The sequence below is a fragment of the Bifidobacterium stellenboschense genome, from assembly GCF_000741785.1.
Lineage (GTDB): Bacteria > Actinomycetota > Actinomycetes > Actinomycetales > Bifidobacteriaceae > Bifidobacterium > Bifidobacterium stellenboschense.
The window spans coordinates 245,309-267,080 of the sequence record NZ_JGZP01000014.1 but is presented as its reverse complement, the minus strand read 5'-3'; the positions used below and the strand labels follow the sequence as shown (position 1 = coordinate 267,080).

The 21,772-nt window shown below is 64.9% G+C and carries 15 protein-coding genes and 2 pseudogenes; 6 read left to right on the top strand and 11 right to left on the bottom strand.

The window, feature by feature from the left end; genetic code table 11:
- Positions 1-827 precede the first annotated feature (827 nt).
- The 3 genes from BSTEL_RS07625 (at position 828) to BSTEL_RS07615 (ending at position 4,523) form a co-directional block, all read left to right on the top strand.
- Positions 828-1,586: a 3'-5' exonuclease gene (locus BSTEL_RS07625; protein ID WP_034529012.1), complete on the top strand. Its 759-nt coding sequence runs from the start codon at positions 828-830 to the stop codon at positions 1,584-1,586.
- 330 nt (positions 1,587-1,916) lie between these two features.
- A complete protein-coding gene (locus BSTEL_RS07620; protein ID WP_034529008.1) occupies positions 1,917-2,273 on the top strand; it encodes a hypothetical protein in 357 nt (118 codons plus the stop codon).
- Positions 2,274-2,309: 36 nt separating this feature from the next.
- Positions 2,310-4,523 (top strand): M13 family metallopeptidase, encoded by a 2,214-nt coding sequence (locus BSTEL_RS07615; RefSeq protein WP_034529003.1) that lies wholly within the window; start codon positions 2,310-2,312, stop codon positions 4,521-4,523.
- Positions 4,524-5,293: 770 nt separating this feature from the next.
- Here the strand turns inward: BSTEL_RS07615 and BSTEL_RS07610 are convergent.
- The 3 genes from BSTEL_RS07610 to BSTEL_RS11475 form a co-directional block, all read right to left on the bottom strand.
- Entirely contained in the window at positions 5,294-5,617 is a 324-nt protein-coding gene (locus BSTEL_RS07610) for a HigA family addiction module antitoxin (protein ID WP_051922952.1), read from the bottom strand.
- Complete coding sequence (locus BSTEL_RS07605) at positions 5,589-5,885, bottom strand: type II toxin-antitoxin system RelE/ParE family toxin (protein ID WP_034528998.1); 297 nt, start codon at positions 5,883-5,885, stop codon at positions 5,589-5,591. The genes BSTEL_RS07610 and BSTEL_RS07605 overlap by 29 nt, the downstream gene beginning before the upstream one ends.
- 104 nt (positions 5,886-5,989) lie before the next feature.
- The gene (locus tag BSTEL_RS11475; RefSeq protein ID WP_051922951.1) at positions 5,990-6,739 is read right to left on the bottom strand and encodes a single-stranded DNA-binding protein; all 750 of its coding nucleotides are present in this window, start codon (positions 6,737-6,739) and stop codon (positions 5,990-5,992) included.
- Between the two features lie 447 nt (positions 6,740-7,186).
- Between BSTEL_RS11475 and BSTEL_RS07595 the strand changes: the two genes are divergently transcribed.
- Positions 7,187-8,245, top strand: a complete 1,059-nt coding sequence (locus BSTEL_RS07595; protein WP_051922950.1) for a LacI family DNA-binding transcriptional regulator — start codon at positions 7,187-7,189, stop codon at positions 8,243-8,245.
- A gap of 167 nt (positions 8,246-8,412) precedes the next feature.
- Here the strand turns inward: BSTEL_RS07595 and BSTEL_RS07590 are convergent, their stop codons facing one another.
- The 4 genes from BSTEL_RS07590 to BSTEL_RS07575 all read right to left on the bottom strand — a co-directional run bounded on the left by BSTEL_RS07590 (position 8,413) and on the right by BSTEL_RS07575 (position 14,027).
- On the bottom strand, positions 8,413-10,386 hold the full coding sequence (locus BSTEL_RS07590) for a glycoside hydrolase family 127 protein (RefSeq protein WP_034528994.1): 1,974 nt from the start codon (positions 10,384-10,386) through the stop codon (positions 8,413-8,415).
- A gap of 283 nt (positions 10,387-10,669) precedes the next feature.
- On the bottom strand, positions 10,670-11,488 hold the full coding sequence (locus BSTEL_RS07585; RefSeq protein WP_034528991.1) for a carbohydrate ABC transporter permease: 819 nt from the start codon (positions 11,486-11,488) through the stop codon (positions 10,670-10,672).
- Positions 11,489-11,508: 20 nt separating this feature from the next.
- Positions 11,509-12,429 carry a carbohydrate ABC transporter permease gene (locus tag BSTEL_RS07580; protein WP_034528988.1) on the bottom strand — a complete coding sequence of 307 codons (921 nt, stop codon included), beginning with the start codon at positions 12,427-12,429 and terminating at the stop codon, positions 11,509-11,511.
- Positions 12,430-12,701: 272 nt separating this feature from the next.
- Positions 12,702-14,027, bottom strand: a complete 1,326-nt coding sequence (locus tag BSTEL_RS07575; protein ID WP_034529201.1) for an extracellular solute-binding protein — start codon at positions 14,025-14,027, stop codon at positions 12,702-12,704.
- A gap of 531 nt (positions 14,028-14,558) precedes the next feature.
- Here BSTEL_RS07575 and BSTEL_RS07570 point away from each other — a divergent pair.
- Positions 14,559-15,575 (top strand): LacI family DNA-binding transcriptional regulator, encoded by a 1,017-nt coding sequence (locus BSTEL_RS07570; protein ID WP_034528985.1) that lies wholly within the window; start codon positions 14,559-14,561, stop codon positions 15,573-15,575.
- Between the two features lie 19 nt (positions 15,576-15,594).
- On the opposite strand, the gene BSTEL_RS07565 is transcribed toward BSTEL_RS07570, so the two are convergent.
- Entirely contained in the window at positions 15,595-16,719 is a 1,125-nt protein-coding gene (locus BSTEL_RS07565; RefSeq protein ID WP_084686186.1) for a LacI family DNA-binding transcriptional regulator, read from the bottom strand.
- Between the two features lie 260 nt (positions 16,720-16,979).
- Here BSTEL_RS07565 and BSTEL_RS07560 point away from each other — a divergent pair, with 260 nt between their 5' ends.
- Positions 16,980-19,211, top strand: coding sequence for an alpha-galactosidase (locus tag BSTEL_RS07560; protein ID WP_238567657.1), 2,232 nt, complete (start codon positions 16,980-16,982; stop codon positions 19,209-19,211).
- A gap of 28 nt (positions 19,212-19,239) precedes the next feature.
- On the opposite strand, the gene BSTEL_RS07555 is transcribed toward BSTEL_RS07560, so the two are convergent.
- The 3 genes and pseudogenes from BSTEL_RS07555 to BSTEL_RS13030 form a co-directional block, all read right to left on the bottom strand.
- Complete coding sequence (locus BSTEL_RS07555; protein ID WP_034528981.1) at positions 19,240-20,271, bottom strand: LacI family DNA-binding transcriptional regulator; 1,032 nt, start codon at positions 20,269-20,271, stop codon at positions 19,240-19,242.
- A 262-nt stretch (positions 20,272-20,533) separates the two neighbouring features.
- Positions 20,534-21,091: pseudogene (locus tag BSTEL_RS13035) on the bottom strand (MFS transporter); the annotation flags it as partial.
- A gap of 144 nt (positions 21,092-21,235) precedes the next feature.
- A pseudogene (locus tag BSTEL_RS13030) lies at positions 21,236-21,709 on the bottom strand (MFS transporter); the annotation flags it as partial.
- Positions 21,710-21,772 lie beyond the last annotated feature (63 nt).

The window sequence follows — 21,772 nt, the reverse complement described above, 5'->3', positions numbered from 1 at the left end:
CAGTTCGAATAATCCGGATTATATGGATGACGCGTGTGGTTAAGGACGCGAATGGGCATTAGGAACCAACCTGCATGGTTTCGGCACGAACCTGCATGGTTTCGACATGAACGTGTAGTCCGGTGGAGGCAACCTGTATGGTGTGGGTCTGAAGAACGGCATCCACGCATCGGCAGACGGAACGTGGATTGTCGGAATTCCGGGCTTTTGCGTAGGCAGCTACTCCTCCGTAACAGCGCTCTTCAGCACCGCACCCCGCACGTTCGTTCCAACGGCCTGCACAAGGCCTCCCGAACCATGCACAAGGCCTCGGAAACCATACACGTCACACCTTGGACCATACACGTTCGCCTCAAAACCATGCACGTTCGCCGTCTCGACGGGCCAGGAAAGGGAATACCGGCATGAACGACGCCGCATCTCACACGGTTTTCCCAGATGATTCGCATATGTCGTTGAATATCGCGCGGTTGTATGGGTTCAGGCCATTCAAGGCCACATAACTGAACCCCTTCTTCTCTTCTTCTCTCTCAAAGCCCGGCATTCCCGCCGGGCTTTTCTTTTGTCGTGCCGGACCGCGTTGCCACCGGCACCGCGACCGTACAATGCCGCGAGTGACACGCGGTGCCGGCGAGAACCGGTACAGGTGTTCCGTGTCCCGGTGGCTCGTCTACCATGGAGTGCGCATGATAGGCCGTCGTGATAGCGGATGGTCCGCGACCGCGCAGGCGTGCGTGACGGCGTGAACGGCCTGACCCGCGCATAACTGACGCGCGTGACCAGTGCATACGACTTGATGAATATGACCTTGTGAGTAAGGAGCAGCCGTGACCGTTTCCGGCACCACCGTTTTCGACCAGCATTCCGATCTCGAGGCAGCCGCCGCGGATTCCTCCCGTGTGGCGGGCTTCCCGTCCGATTATGTGGCGCTCGATCTGGAGACGACCGGCTTCTACCCGAACAGCTGCGCGATCACGGAGATCGGCGCGGTGCGTGTGCGTGACCGTCGCATCGTGGACCGTTTCCAGCGTCTGGTGAACCCGCTGCGTCCGATTCCCGCGGCGGTGGTGAAGCTCACCGGCATCACCGATGATATGGTCGCGGGCCTCGACCCGATCGACCAGGTGCTGCCCGAGTTCGTTGCCTGGCTCGCGCAGGGCGCGGAGGATACAGAAAACGGCGGGGAAACCAACGAACGCATCACGACCGGAACGGGCGTGGCCGTGGCCGAGCCGCTGATCGGTCACAACATCCGCTTCGATCTGAGCTTCCTTGACTGGAACGCGCGCAAGGTGCTGGACGGCCCGTTCTCCTGCGTGGATTTCGATACGATGCAGATCAGCCGCACGCTGTTCACGCGTGAACGCCATCATCGTCTGCTCGATCTGATCCAGCGCTTCGACATCGCCGAGAACGAGGAACACCGCGCCCTGAGCGATGCGATCCAGACGCAGCAGTGCTTCGAATGGATGCGCAAGTACGTGGACCGTCACGCGGGTCACGGCGATTTCGGTTCGGTCGATTGGAAGACAGTGCCGACGAAGAACAACGACGCGATCCTCAACCGTCAGATCGTCCTCCTGTAGCGGCCCCGCTCCCCCTGTCACTGCCCCAGCCGGCGGAAGCCGGCTCGCGCTCTGGAGTGGTGAAATGGGCGGTATACACCCCGCCCCGCTCCAGCCAGCTCCCGCCCTGCCCGTCCCGCTCCCGCTGGCGGGAGCTGGCTCGCGTAGCGAGACTGAGGGTGGTTCCCAAACCGCGGGCGGTTCCAAGCCCGAGGGCGCCCACACAATGATTCACCCATTGTTCATCCGCCGCGCCGGCCCGCCTCCCTGTCGGCGCGGCGGAATCGTGGGATAGTAGGAGCACGCACGAAGTCGGTGCGGCAACGACGAGACGACGAAGGAGCGTGTCTCATGGGATGGGGAGCAGGTAAGTCGATCACGGTGGCGTTCACGCAGCAGCCGAAGGAGGTGTTCGACGCACTGGCGCAAATCAGCCAGTCGTTGGACGGCTTCGAGCCGGGCGCGGCCGATTCGAACACGTGGACGGTCACATACGTCAAGGGCATCAGTCTCACCTCGTGGGGTGAGAAGGCGTGGGCGCAGGTGACGCAGGGGCCTGACGGCCGCACGTGGGTCACGGTCACGTCGAAGCTGAATTTCGGTCTCATCGACTACGGCAAGAACACGAAGAACGTGAACGCGATCGTCGAAGCGGTGTCCGCGCGTCTCGGCCAAGCCGACGTCGTCAAGCCGCTCGCGGGCGTCTGACGGCCCGCCGGCGGCGCACCGACTAGGCTTGGCCCTATGAGTGAAACATCTGCAACCGCCGCCGGCGCGCTCAAGTCCGGCATCGACCCGGCGTCGTTCTCCGGCGTCGTCAAGCCTTCCGACGATCTGTTCCGTTACGTGAACGGCCCGTGGATCGACACGTATCGTCTGCCCGACGACCGTTCCCGCTACGGTTCGTTCGACAAGCTCGCCGAGGATGCGGAGAACCAGATCCGCGACATCCTCGAGGATGAGAACGCGGCCGGCGTCGACATTGCCGCGCCGGGTGCTAAGTCGCGCGCCCTGTACCGTTCGTTCCTCAATACCGAGGCGATCGAGAAGGCCGGCATCGCGCCGATCAAGCCGGCGCTCGACATCATCGACGCCGTGACGAGCAAGGCCGAGATGACGCGCGCGCTCGGCGAGCTCAACGCCGAGGGCGGTTCGGACATCCTCGGCGTCGCCGTCTACGGCGATCCGGGCGATCCGGACCACAACATCCTGCACATCGAGCAGGCCGGTCTGCTGCTGCCGGACGAGGCATACTATCGTGAGGACCATTACGCGCCGGTGCGCGAGGCGTACGTGCGCATGGTCGCCACCCAGCTCGTGAACGCCGGCTACGCGCCGGCGGCCGAGGACAATCCGAATGTCGACGACGAGATTCCGACGCACGGCGACGTCTCCGATGAGGATGCCGACGAGGCGCCGATTCCGACGCCGAGCGAGGCCGCTCTCGACATGGCCCGCCGTTTCCTCGACGTGGAGACCCGCATCGCCGCGAACCATTGGGACAATGTGGCGACGCGCGATTCGGTGAAGACCTACAATCCCACCAATTTCGCCGATCTGGCCACGATGCTCACGCACTTCGACATCGGCGCGTGGATCGACGCCTGTCAGGCAGGTTACGACGCCAAGCCAGCGGCGAGCGTGCAGCCGCTCGACTTCCGCGCGATCTTCGGCCGCGTGATCGTGCACGAGCCGAGCTTCCTGACGGGTCTCGACGCGTTCTGGGATGCGGCCGATCTGGAGGACCTCAAGCTGTGGGCGCGCGTCCATATGATCGTCGGCGCGGCCTCCTACCTGTCGCATGAGTTCGACAGGACGAACTTCGACTTCTTCGGCAAGGTATTGTCCGGTCAGAAGAAGCAGCGTGTGCGTTGGAAGCGCGGCGTGAGCATGGTCAACGGCGTGTGCGGCGAGGATGTGGGCCGCGAATACGTAAAGCGTCACTTCCCGGAAAGCTCGAAGCAGCGCATGGAGCAGCTGGTCGCGAATCTGATCGACGCATACCGCGTGTCGATCACGAATTCGGATTGGCTGGGCGAGGACACGAAGGCGAAGGCGTTGGAGAAGCTCTCCAAGTTCACGCCGAAGATCGGTTACACGAACCATTGGCGCGATTACGCGGCGCTGGACGTGCACGAGGATGCGGTGTTCGCCGACAACATGAAGGCCGTGGCCCTGTACGTGATGGGCTACGAGCTGGGCAAGGCCGGCAAGCCTGTCGACAAGGACGAGTGGCTGATGAACCCGCAGACGGTGAACGCCTACTATGAGCCGACGATGAACGTAATCGTGTTCCCCGCGGCGATCCTGCAGCCCCCGTTCTTCGACCCGGATGCGGAGGATGCGGCCAACTACGGCGGCATCGGCGCGGTGATCGGCCACGAGATCGGTCATGGGTTCGACGATCAGGGCGCGCAGTACGACGGCGACGGCAAGCTCAACGACTGGTGGACCGCGGAGGACAAGGCGAACTTCGAAGCGCGCACGAAGGCACTGATCGAACAGTACAACGCGTTCGTGCCTCGCCAGTTGGCGGAGAAGTACGCGGACGAGCCGGACAAGGCCCCGCACGTGAACGGCGCGTTGACGATCGGAGAGAACATCGGCGATCTGGGCGGCGTGAACATCGCGTTGAAGGCGTACGCGTTCGCGCTGGACAAGGCCGCCGGCCGCCCCGAGGACGGTTCCGCCGCGGCGATCGAGACATCGCTCGCGACCGCGCCGGAGCTCGACGGCTTCACCGGCCTGCAGCGCTTCTTCCTGAGCTACGCCTCGATCTGGCGCACCAAGAACCGCGACGAACTCGCCGAACAGTACCTCCAAATCGATCCGCACTCCCCCGCCGAGTGCCGCACGAACGGCATCGTGCGCAACGTGGACCTGTTCTACAAGGCCTTCGACGTGAAGCCGGGCGATGCGATGTACCTCGCGCCGGAGTCGCGCGTGCGCATCTGGTAAAACAATGAGACGCGGCGGACACCGCTCCCCGTTAAGGGAGCCTGACTCACCATATCCACGTATGTTGGATTCCGGTGAGCATACTCCGCGGGCATACTCCGCGGGCCGATGGGAATCCGCGCCATTCGCATTCCCATCGGCTCTTGACCCGGGGAGTCGTGCCACACTATGGGTCGGTGCGGGAAGTGTGGCACGGTGGTGTGCCACACTTCCGCCCAAAACGCCGTACGGGCGTTGCGTGGCTTGCTATATCGTGCATTCTCGCGTTTTTCGTGCCATGCAACGCGAATCCGAGGGATTCGGGGATTGCGTGGCACGGTGCGATGCCACACTACCGGTGAATTGAACGATTCGCACTTGTGTGGCACGGTTTTCGCCTGATAGCGCGCCACGCAAGCGCGAATCACGCGAAATGACCGTTGCGTGGCGCATCACCGTGCCATGCAACGGTCCGGAACAGCTTGTGTGGCACGCGGCCGTGCAACGCAACGGTCCGAGACGGCTTGCGTTGACATTGTGTGACACGACGGCGCGGCAAAACAGGGCAACGGAATGTCAACCATGCCTCGAAACATGCATCAATCATCCGCTGAAGGCGATCAGTCGGCGATACATGCCCGCAATGTGTGCGGCACCCACCCCGACGATAAGCAAATCGGGCGAGTCAGTAGGCAACAAAGTGCAGACGTCAGCGTACGTATGTGACGCATGTTCGAACGTTTGCCCCCTCAGTCCGGCTTTCCGGGGCTCCCGGGTGGAGGGGGCGTCGCCTACTCGGTCACGAGCGGTTGCTGTGGGACCAGCGGCTGGATGTTCTCCACCGTGGAGGGGTCGAAGGTGAAGATCTCGTAGTCGCGCTGGAGGTTCATCCAGAATTCGGCGGAGGTGTTGAGCGCCTTGCCGAGCCGGTGGGCCATCGCCACGCTGATGCCGCGCTTGCCCTTGATGATCTCCCCCACCGCGGTTTCGGAGACGCCGATTGCCTTGGCGAGCCGATAGTTGCTGATGCCCAGCGGCTCCATGAACTCCTCCTTGAGGATCTCGCCGGGCGTGGCGAGCAAATCCCTACCGGTGATAGTCGTCGAAGTAGACATCATAGGCCTCCTTTTCCACTGCGTCCCATCGGAAGATGAGACGACGATATTGCCGATTTACCCGGATACTCCAGTAGCCCTTCAGATTTCCGCTTAACCGTTCCAGCCTATTGCCTGGCGGCGTACGAAGATCGTTCAGCGTCTGGGCAGATTTGAGTAACTGCAGGCGCCATGCCAATTGGCGCGCGCATTCGATGGGATACCATTTCGGGTATTCGCCGCCGAATAGGAAATCCTTCAGTTTCTTGTCTCGAGTCTGTATATACATACTATCGCCACCCGTTAGTATCGTCAAGCGTTAGTATCGCTGAGCATTAGTGGTGTGGACGGCGGCACCACGACAAAGCGATGCCGCCGTCCACGGATAGGCGATCACATCGCCGGAGTGTCGAAATCGTCGGGCTCATCCGGTTCACCCACCTCGCCGGTGGCGGGGTCGACGGCGACTCCACCATCACCGGACGTGGAGGAAACGCTGGTCGCCGAGCCGACAGGCGCGCCGGCGCCGTTCCCGTTGCCCGTGGCATCGCCCGTCGCGGCGGCCCCGGCGACACCACCGCCGACGCCGCTCGTGTCGATGGTCACGCCCGCCACGGCAGCGCCCATGCTGGCTCGGTTCGGCGGAATCGCGGGGTTCATCGGATCCGCGATGCCGTTCGCCGGCACGCTCCCGTTCGCCGGCATGCCGCCGTTCGCAGGAGGCGCCACGCCGCCGGCACCACCGCCGTTCGCCGATGCGTCCGCACTGGGCTGGTTGCGGTTGAGCTTGTTGATTCGCGCGATGCCTTGACTCAGGTCTGGACCGACTGCCGACGCGTCGATGACGGGCGAGCTGCGGTCGGCGCCGTCCTTCTGCCAACGTTCGACGCGCAGCGTGCCGGTGACGATCGCCGGATCGCCTTTGTTGAGCGAGCCGAGGATGTTCTTCGCGAGCGAGCGGTAGGCGCATACGCCCACCCATGAGGTGCCGCGGTCGCGCCATTGCCCGGCGTTCTGGTCGTAGAACCGCGGCGTGACGCCGAGACGGAACGAGCATGCGGGGACTCCCGCGCCCGTGGTGAAGGGGACGGGGTCCGCCCCGAGATTGCCGGTGACGGTCACCAGCGCTTGTTGGATGCCCATGTGAGGTCCTTTCCGGCCGGCTTCCTCGCCGGCGCCGTTGCTGTCCGCGGGCGCGTGCCCGCGATGGTCGTGTGGTGGCTGTTCGGTTATGGACCGAGGGAAACGATCCGGCCGGGATTCGCCGTCCCGGTCCCGCCGATTTCCTCGGCTCCTCCAGCGTGCGCCTTCGCGCGCCTGCGCCGCCATCGCGAACGGGCGTTGTGGAAAGAGCCCCCGCCTCCGGGCGTGTTGTGGATGGCGTGTGGATGGAAGCGGGTTATCCACCGTCATGTCAAGAACGTTGACCGTCAAAAACATCGACCGTCAGAAACACTGACCATCAAGAACGCCGACGGAACATTCGCACGGAAGTGCGAAAAAACACGCGAAAAGTTTTCACAGCCCCCGGCGCAGGCGATACAATGGAGGCCAATATCACCACCGTCACGCCGCAAAGGAACCATACCGATGAATGCCGCCGAACGTAGACGCGAGAACGCCTCCCCGCGCAAAACCACCTTGGCTGACGTGGCCGCGGCCGCGGGGGTTTCGCTGGCGACGGCGTCGAAGGCTCTGAACCACCAGCCCCGTGTCAGCGAAACGACGCGTGCGAAAGTACTCGCCACGGCACAGCGTATCGGATACATCCCGGCATCGTCCGCAGCCTCCCCGGAAAACCCCACAGCCTCGGACGATACGACGCGTTCAGGTTCAATCGGCGTGATCACCTCCGATCTGGTGGGACGCTGGAGCATACCGATCCTCATCGGGGCGGAGGACGAGCTCGCCGGCACCTCGAACACGGTGATGCTCAACAACGCGCGAGGCGACACGCAGCTGGAGCGCAACGGCCTCGCCTTCTTCGCGTCCAGGAACGCTGACGGCATCCTCATGGCCGGACAGGAGACCAACCCGCGCCCGTCGGTGAGGCAGGAAACCGACATTCCGGTCGTTTATGCTCTCGCCCCCAGCGAAGATCCGGATGAGTGTTCGGTGACCTGCGACAACGTGCAGGCGGGGCGGCTTGCCGTCGAGCATCTCCTCTCCTGCGGCAAAAGCAGAATCGCGGTCATCGGCGGCAACGAGACGTTCGACGCCGCCACGGACCGTCTCAAGGGAACGATGCAGGCGCTGCACGACGCCGGACTGGAACCGGCGGGACCGGTGCGTTTCAACGAATGGTCGGAAAGCTGGGGCCGCGCAGCCACACGACTGCTCATCGACCAGCATGTCGACTTCGACGGCGTGGTCTGCCAGAACGACCAAATCGCGCGCGGATGCCTCACCGTATTGCGGCAGGAGGGGCTTGAGGTACCGCGCGACGTGGCGGTGATCGGCCACGACGACTGGCAGGTGCTCACACTCGATTCCGTACCGCCACTCACCTCGATTGTCAATCCGGTGGAGGAGATCGGGCATATCGCGGCACGCAAGCTGCTCGATGCGATCAACGGACACCCGCATCACGGCATCGAATACGTGCCGTGCCGTCTGATCCAGCGCGAATCCACGTTGCCGCTGCGGTAGCGAGCCCGTGCCGTCCGACAGCACGACAGCACGCAGGCGTACGCCGACGACGGTCATTTTCATCCCTACCGTCGCGAACGTACGCTGAGTCACACTCAGCGTACGTTCGCGACGGTAGGCAAGGTGGCCGTCTCGCCACACAGACGTGACGGCCACCATCCGGCGGATTACCTGCGCTGGAACACGCACATCTGGCCGACCTCGCGGTTCGCCCACGAGTAGTACGGCACCAGCCTGAGCGTCGCGGCCTCGCCATGGCGCGGCTCATCGGCAGGCAGGTAGAGCGGGGCATCGTCGTCATCGGCCGCCTCGCGCACCGCGGGCAGCGCGATCGTGTCCACGCCGCCCAATAGGCCCGGTTCGAACGCCACGTCGGCGGACGCGCCGGTCACGCCGTCGGCCAGACGATACGACCACAGGTCGCCCTCGTTGTCGACCTGCTCGGCGCAGTAGACGAGCGGACCGCGCATCACGGCCACCTGTCCGGCATCGGAGCGCACGTGCGAGTTGGCGCGCACGAATTTCACCGACATGTCCAGTTCGAGCGTAAGGCCGAACGCGTCGCCCGGCGCGACGTCGAAGTAGACGAAACCGTCCTGCACGGAAGCGGCGACGGGCTCGCCGTCCCGCTGCAGCGTGAACGCGGACGCGGACCACGCGGGGACGCGCACGCCGAACCGCACCGGAGTGGCGGCGTCCGCCGGCAGGGACACGTGGAAGGCCACGTGGCCGTCCCACGGGAAGTTCGACTCCTGCGTCACGGCGAGACCGTTCCCGAACGACGCCTCGTTCGCGATGAACTGGTGGCTGAGCACCGTGGCGCCGCCGTCGCGCACCGTATAGATGTAGCGGTCCACGGAGGCGATGAGGCGGGCGATGTTCGCCGGGCAGCAGGCGCAGCCGAACCAATCGACGCGGTGCGAGAGCACGTGGTGACGGTCCGGGTTGGCCAGGCCATCGGGCGTGGTCTCCAACGCGTTGACGTAGTAGTACTGTTTGCCGTCGAGCGAAATGCCGGCGATGGCACCGTTGAACAGCTCCTTCTCCAGCACGTCCGCATATTCGCCTTTTGGCTCGGCGAGCAGCATCTGCCGCGCGAACATACTCATCGCGACGGACGCGCACGTCTCGCCGTACATCGTGTCGTTCGGCAAATCGTAGTCGTAGGTGAACGATTCGCCGACGTGCGTGGATCCGATCGCGCCGGTCACGTACATGCGCCTGGTGACGATGTTGCGCCAAAAACGCTTCGCCGTCTCCATGAGCCCCTCGTCGCCGGTCAGGCGGGCGACGTGCGCGATGCCGGTGCACAGGTAGCCGACGCGCACCGCGTGGCCGTTCGCGGCCTGCTGCTCGCGGACCGGCTCGGCGGCCTGGAAGTATTCGGGCTTGTAGAAACCGAGATCGGGGAAGATGTTGTCGCCGTGCATGGCTTCGCGCTGCTTGTCGTAGAACTTCGGGTCCTGACCGCGCACGTCGATGAGGTACCGCGCGAGCGTAAGATACCGCGGTTCCCCGGTCGCATCGTACAGTTTGGCGAGGGCCAGCTCGATCTCCGGATGGCCGTCGGCACCGTGGATCTTGCCGTCTTCGGGGCCGAAGTTGGCATCGAGGCAGTCGGCCATGCGTCTGGCCACGTCGAGGGCCTGCTCGTTGCCGGTGACCTCATGGTAGGCGACGGCCGCTTCGATGTAGTGGCCCATGACGTACATCTCATGGCTCTGCTGGATCAGCGAGAAGCGGGGGCGTTTCGCCCAGATGCCCGACCTGATCTGGTACGGGGTGTCCAGATAGCCGTCGGGCTGCTGGGCGCGGGCGATGAGGTCCACCGTCCTGTCGCACAGGGCCTTGAGCTCCGGGTCCGGATGGTAGGCGAGCGCGTACGCGGCCTCCTCCAGCCACTTGTAGACGTCGGAATCCTGGAACACCATGCCGTGGAACTCGTCGTCGAGTTCGCCCGCGGCCACCTTGAGGTTCGCGACCGCATGGCTTTTGTTGTCGGAAAGCTGGTTGCCGGCGGGATCGTCGGGAACGACGGTATCGATCTCGTCGTTCATGACGCCCCACTGGTACGGAATCACCGATTCGACGATCTGGTCGCGACGCTGCTTCCAGAACGGTGAGGTGATGGTTACCTTCATGATTGACCTTTCATGAATGACGGCGGCGGCACGCGGCGTATCGCACGCCACAGCCGTGTGGAGATAGGGATTGGATATGCGTGGATGGCCGCTGAAGTCCACCGGGGAACGGACCGGCCTGCGGAGGGGCTGGTTTGTCAGCCTTGACGGCACCGCCTCCGGCCCTGCGATTACGGACTCGCCTTCGGCGAGGCTCAGACCTGGCCTCGGCGCTGTCGCGCCTCGGCCCGGTGCCTGGGAACAGCCCACCGGGCTGTTCCCGAAGGGATGATGACGTCAGTCATCATCCCTTCACGGCACCGGCCATGAAGCCCTTCACGTAGTACTTCTGGAGTGCGAGGAAGAGGATGGCGCAGGGGATGAGGAGGACGACGACGCCGGCTTCGGTGGCGCCGTAGTCGATGACGCCCATCGTCTGCTGGCGCATGTTCACCATCGCGAGCGGCAGGGTGCTCTTCGCGGAGGAGCTCAGGTACAGCGGGATCATGAAGTTGTTCCACGCTTCGAGGAAGGCGAGCAGTCCGACGGTGACCATCGAGGGCTTGACGACCGGCACGAGGATCTTGACCAACGCCTGGAAGGAATTGCAGCCGTCGACCATGGCGGCCTCCTCCATGTCCTTCGGGATGGCGTCGAACGCGTTGCGCATGATGAACGTCGACATCGGCAGCTGGAACAACGTGATGACGAGGCCCACGCCGAGCAGGGTGTCGTTGAGGCCGATGTCCTTGAACCACACCATCAACGGGATCAGCAGCGAGGCGTACGGCACCATGAGGATGGACAGCGTGACCATGAAGCCGAGGTTGCGGCCCGGATAGTCGAATCGGGAGAAGGAGTAGCCCGCCAGCGTGCAGACGACCACGGAGAAGACCACGGCGACGAGGCTGACGACGATCGAGTTGAACAGGTACTTCGGCAGTCCCTCCTGATAGCCGAACAGCGTGAGGTAGTTGGCCACACCCCAGCCTTCCGACTGGGCGGAGCCTTTCTGCGGGCTGAACGAGCTGACGACGACCCAGAGCAGCGGGCTGATGAAGATAATGGCCAGAACGGCTTCGAGGACGCGGGCGATGACGCGCTTCCACAACGGGGTAGTCATGATGTGTTACCTCCCCTTTCTCACTTGGTGTTGTCGCGCATGCCGCGCATCTGGATGGAGTTGATGATCACGAGGGCGACGAGCACGATCAGCGACAGCGCCGCGGCCATGCCGAGGTCCTTCTTGGAGTCGAACGCGAAGTTGTAGATGAGCTGCACGACGGTCATCGTGGAGTTGTTCGGGCCGCCCTTGGTCAGGATGAAGAACTGGTCGAAGGCGAGGATCGAACCGGTGACGCAGTAGACGAGGCACATCACGATGGTCGGCTTCATCAGCGGCAGGGTGATGGAGCGGAAGATGCGCCAGGTGCCGGCGCCGTCCATGCGGGCCGCCTCGTAAAGGTCGCCGGGGATGGCCTGCAGGCCGATCATCATGAGCAGCATGTAGTAGCCGGAGAAGCGCCAGACGATGACGACGATCGTGGCCCACAGCGCGGATTGGCCGGTGGCGAGCACGGAGCCGCCGTCCTGGATGAGGCCGAGCGAGCTCAGGATCTTGGTCAGCGGGCCGACCTGCGGCGAGTACAGCGCGTAGAACAGCAGCGACGCGGAGGCGAGACCGGTGGCGGAGGGCAGCAGGAAGCAGGTCCTCAGCACGTTGTTCCACTTGGTGCTCTCCTGCACGATGAGGGCCATGCCGAGGCCGAGCGCGAGCAGGAAGATCGTGACGATCACCGTGTATTCGAGGGTGAACCAGATCGACGGCCAGAACAGTTTGTTGTTGACGACCTCGACGAAGTTGTCCGGGAAGTTGACGCCGCGGTTGCCGCCCAGCAGGCTCCAGCGCGAGCAGGCCATGATGACCAGCAGCACGATCGGCACGAAGAACAGGACGACGATCATGACCCAGTCGGGCAGCGCGTACAGGATGCCGCGTTTGAACGCCTGCGCCTTGGCCGTGGACTTGTGCTCGGGCACGGCGGATTTGGAAACACTTGACATGCTTCGCTCCTTTATGGATATGGAAGTGGTGATCGGAAGGGATCGGATGGCCGGATCGACGCGGTTCGGCGGATGACGAATCGGATGCAATCCGTTATCAGGGCTGATTCCCGGAGGAGAATGAAGGAGAGTGCACAACAGGAAGTTGTGGAATCAGCCCCGGCAGCGGAACACATACGCGGGAACGGAGGGGACCGGCAGCCCCCGCCGGCGGGCGGGGAGCTGCGGTCGTTACCGGATTATCGGATTATCGAATCATCGGAGCTATCGGATCAGTTGCCGGCGAGGACGTCGGTGACGGCCTGGTTGTCGGCCTTGAGGTTCGACTTGCCCCAGACGGCGTTCTGCACGAGCAGCTGCCACGGGGAGCCGGCCGCGTTGAAGCCTTCGTTGAAGGCCGCGGACTTCGGGGTCTGGCCGTTGCCGTCGATGATCGTGGAGTTGATGGTCTGGATGCGCGGATCGGCGTCCTTGTAGGCGGTCTTCAGGGTCTCGATGTTGGAGGCGGTGTAGCCGTTGTCGGCGAAGACTTCCTTCTGGGTGTCGGACTGCATGAGCCAGTAGAGGAAGTTCCACGCCTGCGCGACGTGCTTGGAGTCCTTGGAGATGCCCATGGCGTCGCCACCGAGGAACGTCGAGGTCTTGCCTTCCTTGGTGCCCGGGATCGGGGTCACGCCGACCTCGAAGCCGCCGGACTTCTCAGCGTCGAAGATGTCGTTGAGGGAGGTGTTCGGGTAGGGCATGACACCGATCTTGCCGTTCGCGAACGGAGCGGTCCAGGTCGCGCCGGTCTCTTCCTTGGAGCCCGCGCCGAGACCGTTCTTGGTGTTGGCCAGCTCCTTGTAGGATTCGAGGACGGCCTTCATGGAGTCGTTGTTCAGCGTGGCGGCGGTACCGTCGGCGTTCATGACGGATTCGCCGTCGGCCCACACGGACGGGAAGAGGTCGAACACGAGGGCGCCGCCGGATTGGCCGGCGAGGTAGGAGCCCGCGACGCCATCCTTATCGAGGGCGGCGACCTTCTTGGCCTGCTCGGTGAACTGTTCGATGGACTTCGGGCCCTGCTCCGGGTCGAGTCCGGCCTCCTTGTAGAGGTTCTTGTTCCACACCATCACGGAGACGTCGGTGATGAACGGCAACGTGTGCTTGGCTCCGTCCACGGTGCCCGCCTCGATATGGCCCTGCTGCAGGTCCTTGAGGTTGTCGAGACCGTCGATCTGCTTGGTGATGTCGGCGAAGATGCCTTCGGAGGCCCAGTACGGGATGCGCACGACATCGCCGGCGAGGATGTCCGGCAGGGAGTCGGTCTGCGTGGCGCCGCCGACCTTGCCTTCCATGTCGTCGTTCGGGATGATCTCAAGCTTGACCTGGTTCTTGTGGCTCTTGTTGTAGGCTTCGACGACGCCCTTGGCTTGACGTTCCAGCGGGGAACGGGTCCACATGGTGATCGTGGTGCCGTCGTCGGTGCCCTTGGCCGGGATGTCGGAGGTGTCGGCGGCGTTCGAGCTGCCGCCGCCGCATGCGGCCAGCGGGATCAGCATAGCGGCGGCGGCGATGCCGGCCAGCGTGCGCGTGATCTTCTTATTGAAAGACATGATCGCTTCTTTCTCTATGGTTCCGCTCATCTGTGAGAGGCGGTGGCGGACCTTCCGCCTCCTGTCTTTCGCCGTCCCGTCCGGTCCTTCTTCGACTTGACGAAACTCTGCGAAAGCCTTTTCACAATATAGCGCACTTTTCGCAAAAACGCAAAAACGCTTTCGCACATTCGCCACGCATCCCCACACACGCCCGCGAACACCGCCACAACGGCAAAAATCGCGGCAGTAAACCGGTTCGACTACGCCATAATCACGTGACATCCGCATCACAATCGCCTCACATCCGCGAAAAATGAGGCGTGTCGCGCATCGATCCACAGCCCCGCGCATTCCAATTGAGAAAACCGGACATTCCCGCACATTTATCCAGAGAAACGCACACCATCAATCACGTCACCACGACCAACACCCCTTGCGAAAATTTCGCAGTATGGCCTATACTGGAACGGTCATATGGAGATACACGGAACGGGCGCGCGGAACGGATACACGGAACGGCCACGGCGGCCGGACGGCAAAAGGAGGAACGAGATGACCGAGGACAGACGGCAGATCGTTCGCCTCGAGGATGTGGCGGCCATGGCGGGCGTCTCGTTGGCCACCGCGTCGAAGGCCCTGCACAACAAACCCCGCATCAGCGACGAGACGCGCCGACGCGTACTCGACGCGGCCCGTCGCCTCAACTACTCCCCCAACAAGCTCGCGCAGTCGCTGGCGCGTGGCACATCCGGACTCATCGGACTGGTCACCTCCGACCTGCAGGGACGATTCTCCACCCCCATCCTCATCGGCGCGGAGAACGAGCTGCGTACACGATCGACCTCGGTCCTCCTCGCCAATGCGCGCGGCGACGCGCAGCTGGAACGCGCGCACGTGGAGAAGCTGCTGTCGCTCAAGGTCGACGGATTGCTCATCGTGCAACGCGGCACCAATCCCCGCCCATCGCTCGGACAGGATTGGGGCGTGCCGCTCGTCTACGTCTACGGCCCTTCCATGGATCAGAACGATTGCTCGGTGACCTGCGACAACGTGGAGGCCGGCCGCATCGCGGTCAATCATCTCATCTCCTGCGGCAGGCGGCGCATCGCGATCATCGCCGGCGATGAAAGCTACACGGCCGCCACGGACCGTTACAGGGGAGCGATCGAGGCGCTGTCCGAATTCGGCATGGAGCCCGCCGGTCCGGTGCGATTCGGCCCATGGAACGAGGGGTGGGGCCGCGCCGCCACCCGACTACTGCTCGACCAGCATGTCGACTTCGACGCGGTGGTGTGCCAGAGCGATCAGATCGCCCGCGGCTGCATCGACGCGCTCAAGCAGGAGGGCGTCTCCATCCCCGACGACGTCGCGGTGATCGGCCACGACAATTGGGATGTCCTCGCCTCGAACTCGCGCCCCTCACTCACCAGCGTCGACAACGAGACGCAGGCGATTGGCCAGGTCGCGGCGCGCTGCCTGATGGATGCGATCGGCGGCCGGCCGCATCACGGCACGACGTACGTCCACTGCCGTCTCGTCCAGCGCGAGTCGACGCTTCCGCTCGACTGAGCAACGCGCGGCCCGACCGTCAGACGCGCGGCGCGGCGGCCGAGGCGCGGATGACGAGCTCGCCGGGCAGTTCAACGAATCTGGGCGGCATGTCGGCGCCGGAGACGCCGGAAAGATCCGAAACACCGGGGTCGTCCGGCGCGCCCTGACCCGGAACGGCCGTTTCGATGCGCTCGATGAGCAATGCGGCGGCGCGGCGGCCCGCGGCGGCGAAGTCCTGACGGCAGGTGGTGATCGCCGGCGACCATACGTCGGCGAGCGGATGATCGTCGAAGCCGACGACGCTCACGTCCTCCGGAACGCGCACGCCTTCGTCCGCGAGACCGCGGATGATGCCCATCGCGATCTCGTCGTTGCCGGCGAACACGGCGGTCGCACGGCGCGCGGCACCGGCGTCGCCACGCGCGGCGGCGTCGCCGTGCGCAAGTCTGCGCCCGATGGCGCGGGCGTCCTTCGGATCCCACGTGCAGTGCAGCACGTCGGGAATCGGACGCCCGGCGGCACGCAGCGCCTCCTCCCAGCCGGCGGTGCGGCTGTAGCCGCCTCCGCCGCCGGGGATCGTCACGTGCGTGACGGTCGCATGCCCGAGTCCCAGCAGGTATTCGGTGAGCTCGCGGCCGGCGCGGTTCTCGCACAGGTCGATCTGGTCGAGCCGCGCCACGCCCTCCACGCGGTCGCCGGCGATCGCGATTTTCGCGACCACGTCCGGCAGCATGCCGAGCGCCTCGTGCGCGGCGGCGTCGTAGTTGAGCACGACTACGCCGCTGGGATTGAAGTCCATGACCATGTCGACCGACGCGCGCAGCGCCTCCGTCGAACCGCCGTCCAGTTTGGCGATGGTGACCGGATAGCCGTGGGCGCGGGCCTCGTCCTCGACGCCCTGGATCGTCATCGCGGAACCGTACAGCGTGGTGTTGCTCGACAGCACGGCGATCGATTTCATCGCCGAGGTGACGAGTCCGCGCGCGACGCGGCTGGGACGGTAGCCGAGCAGGGCGATGGCGTGGGCGATGCGCGCGCGGGCGTCGTCGCTGAGCTTCGGCGAATCGTTGAGATAGCGCGACACGGTCGACACCGACACTTCGGCGAGCGCGGCGACGTCCTTGATGACGGGCGCGCGTTTTCCCTGCTGTTTGCGTTCCATCATCCGCCAGTATACGACCGGCCTCCACACCTCCCCCGCCTCCGTCTCCCCCATGCCGCCCGCCGGGAGGAAGCCGCCGACTCAACCATCCGACGGAGTTCCACACGCTATTGTGTGGTACCGATACCATCCCCACAAAATCACCATACGAAAACACCTGTTACGATTTTGTGGTATCGATTCCACGCGCTATGATGAGTGCCGTCACACGTCATCGACGATTCATCCCTGACAACACTCCACGACAACGAGGTACCACCATGCAGATGACCACCATCACCATCAGCCAGCCGTCGTCGGCCGGCGACGACCACACGGGAGCACATGCGGCCGCGACGCCGGTGCGCATGACGATCGGATTGGAGGAGCGCCGACTCCCCCACATCGTCGCAATCACGCGCGCCACGTCGCCGGTCTCCGCCGCGGCCGAGACGCCGCTCGCCGCCGACCCGCAGTTCCCGCAGACGCTCGACGCGGGACTCGCGACCGGCGAGGCGCCGACCATCCTGCCCACGCAGTCGGAGGGCTGGACCGGCACGCCCGCCATCCAGCTGTCGCGCGGCGGCGTGGAGCTGTTCCCCGCATTCGCCGTCACGCACACCGCGCATACGGCGGATTCGTTCACGTTCACCGCGGAGGACGCCGAGGCGCGGCTCACGTTGACGGGCACGCTCGCGATCGGCCCGGAAGGCCTCGTCCACGTCGACACCGCGATCACCAACGACGCCACGGCCGACAACGACGCCGTCGGCGCAACCGACGGCCGCGCCGAAGCGACGCTTGTCGTCAACCGTCTCGCCCCGGTCGTCCCGCTGCCTCCGCAGGTGAGCGAGGTCGAATCCTGCACCGGGCATCATCTGCGCGAACGCGCGCTGCAACGCCAGAAGCTCACCGAAGGCGTGTTCGCCAAGGAATCGCGCATGGGCCGCCCGAACTTCAACGCGACGACGCTGCTCACCGCCGGCGAGCGCGGCTTCGGGTTCGAGCACGGTCTGGTCGTCTCGGCGCATGTCGCGTTCAGCGGCAACAGCGTGACGTTCGTGGAGCGCACGCCGTACACGCATGGCGTGATCGGCGGCGGCGAGCTCGTCTACGCGGGCGAGATCACGCTCAAGCCGGGCGAGACGTATCACGCGCCGTGCCTGCTGGTCGCGCTTGGCGACGGTCTCAACGACGTCGCCTCGCGCTTCCACGCGTACCTGCGCGCGCGGCATCCGGAGCTCGCGAAGCCGCGTCCGGTGATGCTCAACACGTGGGAGGCGATGTACTTCGCGCAGAGCGAGGGCAAGGTGATCGCGTTGGCCGATCATGCTGCCGAAGTGGGCGTGGAGCGCTTCGTGATCGACGACGGCTGGTTCAAGGGCCGTCGCGACGACACGAAGGCGCTCGGCGACTGGCAGGTGGATGAGACGCTGTGGCCGGAGGGTCTGGGCACGGTGGCGCACCACGTGCATGATCTGGGCATGGAGTTCGGCCTGTGGTTCGAGCCGGAGATGGTCAGCCCGGATTCGGATGTGGCGCGCGCCCACCCGGATTGGATGCTCAAGCCCACGGCGACGCGTCTGCCGATGGCGTCACGCGCACAGCAGGTCATCGATCTGACGAATCCGGCGGCCGCACGGTACGTGGAGGCGGCGATCGACACGCTCGTCTCCGAATACCACATCGACTACATCAAGTGGGATCACAACCGGTTCCTCACCGAGCCGATCTCCCCCGCGTCGGGCCGTCCGGCCGTGCACGCGCAGACGGAGGCGTTCTACGGCATCGTGGACCGGCTGCGCGCCCGCCATCCGGGATTGGAGATCGAATCCTGCTCGTCGGGCGGCGGCCGCATCGACGCGGGCGTGCTGGAACGCTGCTCGCGCGTGTGGGCGTCGGACTGCACGGATCCGGTGGAGCGCGCGGACATCCAGCGCGGCACGTCGCTCATCGTACCGCCGGAGATGATCGGCGAACACATCTCGGAATCCCCGAACCATGCGACCCGTCGCGCCACGTCGCTGACCACGCGTGCGGCGATGGCGTTCTTCGGCCATCTCGGCATCGAATGGAACATCATGAAGCTGGACGACTCGGGTCTCGCGCGGCTCAAGCGTTGGGTGGAACTGTACAAGGAGCGTCGCGAGGCCCTGCCGCAGGCGACGCTCGTCCACGCGGACACGCCGGATCCGGCGGTGCGCGTCGACGGCCTGGTCGCGCCGGACCGTTCGCGCGCGGTGTTCCGGTTCGCGGCGGTCGCCTCCTCCGAGGAGTATCCGTACGGCCTGATCCGTCTTCCCGGACTCGACCCGGCCGCCCGCTACCGGATCCGCCCGCTCGGCGGCGTCGACTTGTACGCCGACGAGTTCAGCCCGAACTGCCGCACCACACTCGGCTGGTGGACGGACGAGGGCGTGGTCGTGGACGGCGCGACGCTCGCGCAGTGGGGCGTACGCCCGCCGCAGCTCGCGCCGGAGCACGCGGTGCTCATCGACGTGACGCGCGCCTAGCGCCTTGTGCCTCGAATCCTAGCGCCGTCTACCGCCGCGCGGGTCCGGTGGATTCACGTTCGACGAGCTCACCGGCGAGCTCGTCGAACGTGGTCCACGCCTCGCCGCGCGGTCGTTCGTTCATCACGTCGTCGATCTGCTGTTTGAGCAGTTCCACCGCGCGTGCGCCCGCGTCGCCGAAGCGTTGGCGCACGGTGGTGAGCGGCGGGTTCCATACTTTTGCAAGCGTGTGGTCGTCGAATCCGGCCACGCTCACATCGTCCGGCACGCGACGGCCGGCGAGCGTGAGGCCGCGCATGAGTCCCATCGCCACCTCGTCGTTGCCGGCGAAGATCGCGGTGACGTCGTCGTCACCGCCGAGTTCGCGGCCGATCGCGATCGCGTCCTCCGGATTCCACGTGGTGGCGACGGGCGCGGGCGCGGGCACCTGGGCGTCGCTCAACGCCATGCGCCAGCCGTCGGCGCGCGCGTCCACGTCCGCGGGGACGGACACGTAATGGACGGTCCTGTGGCCGAGTTCCAGCAATCGTTTCGTCATCGCGTAGGCGCTGTCGTATTCGCACAAATGGATTTGCGCACGATCCACGTGGCGTGGGCCGCCGACGATTGTCATCGGCGTGGATGCGGGGATATGCGAGATGACGCTGTCGGTCAGCCGGTCGTAGTCGATGAGGACGACGCCGGCAGGGCTGCGGTCGAGGCAGTCGCGGACGCTGGAGAGCAGCTGGTCGCCGCCGCGCGCGTCGAGCACGCAGATGGAGATCGAGTAGCCGATCTCCTGCGCCATGCGTTCGACGCCGGCGATGGTCTGGGTGCGACCGTACAGCGTGGTGTCGGCGGTCATCACGGCGATGGATTCGCTCATGTCGAGCGCGAGGGCGCGCGCGATCGGGTTGGGCCGGTAGTTGAGCTTCTCGATGGCGGCGGCGATGGCGGTGCGTTTCTTCTCGCTCACCCGGTCCGGATCCTTCAGGTACCGTGACATCGTCGGCACGGAGACGCCCGCCACGGCGGCGACGTCGCGGATGGATGGGGCATTGCCGCGTTTGCCTCTGGGCATGGGGTGCGTGTTCCTTCCTGGTATTCGGTACGGGCGACCATTCTACGCGACCCGCGCTACCGATTTATACCGGTGTAAATCCGGTGCGGGGTGGTGGCTGGCGGCCGGCGGTTGCGGGGACACCGGGTGAACGTACCGATCGTTCGTATGGAAAAGGGCGCTCCCCTGAATGGGGGAACGCCCTGAATGAAGGGGATGGAGGCGGTATCACATGGACGCCGCGTAGGCGGACGTCACGTTGCCGGAGGTCACGAGGCGGACGTCACGCGGCGGCGACGGCGGCCTTGGCGGCGGGCTTCTTGTGGGTCAGCTGCCAGACGGCGACCGCGGCGATCATGATCGCGAAGCCGACGGTGAACCACGGGAACGGGGCGGCCGGATCGGTGGAGCCGGTGATCGTGGCGATGGCCTTCATGGCGAGCGGCGAGGCGAACACGCCCACGTGGAACGACAGGATGATCATCGTGGACCAGAACGCCTGGGAGCTCTTGGTGGCGTACTTCGGGATGCGGTTGCACAGGAACGGTCCGAGGATCGGGCCGGGGAAGTTGAACAGGAAGAACCCGGCGACGAGCACGGCGTAGTTGTTGCCGGCGAAGGAGACGAGCAGACAGCCGAGGAAGTAGATGCCCATGCCCACGTAGTAGGTGTTGTCGCCGAACTTCTTCTCCAGGAAGCCGTAGACGAAGCCGGCCACGACGGCGAACAGGATGCCGATGGAGATGATCACGGAGGAGTCGTGGTGCGGGTCGTTGAGGATCTTCTGGGCGATCTCGGCGAAGCGCACGTTGATGGAGTTGAAGAACACCATGTACAGGGCGGCGCACACGCAGAACGCGCCGAGCATCGGGCTGGTCTTGTCCGGGTAGGTGTTGACGTTCTCCTCGGCGTCCATGTCGGTGGAGCCGGTCTTGTCGAGGTGCACGTCCGGGACCTGGAGCCAGAACCAGATGAGGACCGGGAAGGCGAACAGGTAGACGATGAAGGCGCCCTGCCAGCCGGCGATGAGCACGAACACGGAGACGAGGGCGGTCATGATGGCCTGGCCGAGGTTCTCGGTGGCGCCGCGGATGCCGAGCAGCGTGGCGCGGCGGTTGCCGGAGTACAGCATCTGGATGAGCGTGATGACCAGCGAGTTGTAGAGGCCGAGGCCCATGCCGAACAGCACGCGGGCCGCCATGACGACGGCGAAGTTGGTGGCGAACATCGGCACGAACGCGGTGATGCCGACGAGGAACAGGCCGGCGCCGATGACCTTCTTCAGACCGAAGAAGCGGGCGAGCGCCGGGGAGATGAGCAGCGTGATGAGCGCGGTGAGCGACGGCGTGGTGGAGAGCAGCTCGGCGGACGTGTTGTCGACGTTGAGCGCGCGGCCCAGCTGCGGGATGACGCCGTTGACGACGCTGTAGCTGGTGAGGAACAGGGAGGCGGACAGCATCGGCAGGATGACCGCCAGGCTGTTCACGTCCTTCTTTTTGGTTGACATGGTTGCTGTGTCCTT